Genomic DNA, 1,789 nt, shown 5'->3' on the forward strand with positions numbered 1-1,789 from the left:
CCTGCGGCAGCTCCTACAGGGACCGTATTCCAATGTAGAAGCTGCCGCAGGCTGCGATCTTTTGATCTTCAAGGGAGACCCCATGAGCTCGACCAAAGACCCGTGCATCAGCCTCTGCAAGTTCAGCGATGACATCTGCCTCGGCTGTGGCCGCAGCAAGCGCGAAATCCGCGCCTGGAAGAAACTCGACAAGGACGACAAGCGCACAGTGCTGGCGGAAGCCGCGCTGCGCCTGATCAAACTCGGTGGCGCCGGTCGGCGGAAAAAGAAATAACTGTCGATCGATCAGCTAGTCTCTGATGCGCGATGGCGCACATCCGCGTATGATTCGCGACCCTTCGGCGATCCCTTCGCCCGAAAACCAGATTTCAATGCTTCAGGCGCCGCCTGAACAGACCACACCGGGAGGTGCCCAGATGAGTGACATCAATCAGAAAGACGACCAGGAAATCGGCCCGGCAGGCGAAAAACTGCAGAAAGTCCTCGCCCGTATCGGCGTCGGCTCACGCCGTGACGTCGAAGCCTGGATCAGCCAGGGCCGGATCAAGGTCAATGGCAAAGACGCCACCCTCGGCCTGCGCGTCGACATGCACGATGCCATCACCATTGATGGCAAGGTGATCAAGCGCGAAGAGGCGGCCGAGTCGGTGCGCCGCGTGATCATGTACAACAAGCCCGATGGCGAAATCTGCACCCGTGACGACCCGGAAGGCCGTCCGACCGTGTTCGACAAGCTGCCGCGCCCGAAAGAAGGCCGCTGGATCAACATCGGTCGTCTCGACATCAACACCACCGGTCTGCTGATGTTCACCACCGACGGTGAGTTGGCCAACCGTCTGATGCACCCGTCCTACGAGATGGACCGTGAGTACGCCGTGCGTGTCCGCGGTGAAGTCGACGACGAGATGATCGAGCGCCTGAAGGCCGGCGTGGTGCTGGAAGACGGCCCGGCGCGTTTCACCGACATTCAACAGGCGCCGGGCGGCGAAGGCTTCAACCACTGGTATCACTGCGTGGTGATGGAAGGCCGTAACCGTGAGGTTCGTCGTCTGTGGGAATCCCAAGGGCTGGTGGTCAGCCGTCTGAAGCGCGTGCGCTTCGGTCCGGTATTCCTCAACTCCGACCTGCCGATGGGCCGCTGGCGCGAAATGAGCCAGTACGAAGTCGACGTGCTCAGTGCCGAAGTCGGCCTGACGCCGGTGGCGATGCCGCAACTCAACGCCAAGAGCAAGGACAAGCTGGAGCGTATGCAGCGTAAATCGTCGCGGCCAATGGCCAAGACCGAGCGCGTGCGCACTCTGCGTCCCGCCGCTGGCGCGCCGACCGGTCCGCGTCCGAGCCGTGAGCCGCAGATCGAAGGCGAGCGTCCGGGTCGCAAGCCAGTGGCCCGTGACGGCGAGCGCGCACCGCGTCCGGCCAACGGTCGCACCGAGCGTGGCGAAGGTCGTGCGCCGGCCGGTCGTGGTACGCCAGTGGCGGATCGTCCTGCGGACACCACCAACAAGCGTCCGGCCAAGCCTGTACCGAAGCGTCCGGGGATCAAACTGGTCGACGGCGACAAGCCATCGGGCAAGCGCCGTGGCGCACCGGCCGGTTCCGGTCAGCGTCCAGGCTTCGGTCGCAAGAAGCCGGAATAAGGCAGCTGTGAGCTTTGAGCGGCAAGCTTCGAGCTCGCAGGGTTGGCGTTTTTTTTTGTCTGGCAGAAGTTATGCAGCGACTGATTCGGCCTCTTCGCGAGCAGGCTCGCTCCCACATTGGAGATGCGACAAACACAAATCCCCTGTAGGAG

2 protein-coding genes are annotated in these 1,789 nt (G+C 62.7%); both read left to right on the plus strand.

Going from position 1 to position 1,789, the window contains the following annotated elements:
* Window positions 1-82 precede the first annotated feature (82 nt).
* Window positions 83-274, plus strand: coding sequence for a DUF1289 domain-containing protein (locus HT737_RS23395; RefSeq protein WP_047292462.1), 192 nt, complete (start codon window positions 83-85; stop codon window positions 272-274).
* A 142-nt stretch (window positions 275-416) separates the two neighbouring features.
* The gene (gene rluB, locus HT737_RS23400) at window positions 417-1,637 is read left to right on the plus strand and encodes a 23S rRNA pseudouridine(2605) synthase RluB (protein ID WP_182404107.1); all 1,221 of its coding nucleotides are present in this window, start codon (window positions 417-419) and stop codon (window positions 1,635-1,637) included.
* The last annotated feature ends 152 nt before the right edge of the window (window positions 1,638-1,789 follow it).

It is taken from the genome of Pseudomonas sp. MD195_PC81_125 (genome assembly GCF_014060985.1).
Taxonomy (GTDB): domain Bacteria; phylum Pseudomonadota; class Gammaproteobacteria; order Pseudomonadales; family Pseudomonadaceae; genus Aquipseudomonas; species Aquipseudomonas parakoreensis.

Bases quoted from the DNA above. Each gene is read 5' to 3' on its own strand.
- HT737_RS23395 (WP_047292462.1), top strand. From the start codon at position 83: ATGAGCTCGACCAAAGACCCGTGCATCAGCCTCTGCAAGTTCAGCGAT.
- rluB (WP_182404107.1), top strand. From the start codon at position 417: ATGAGTGACATCAATCAGAAAGACGACCAGGAAATCGGCCCGGCAGGC.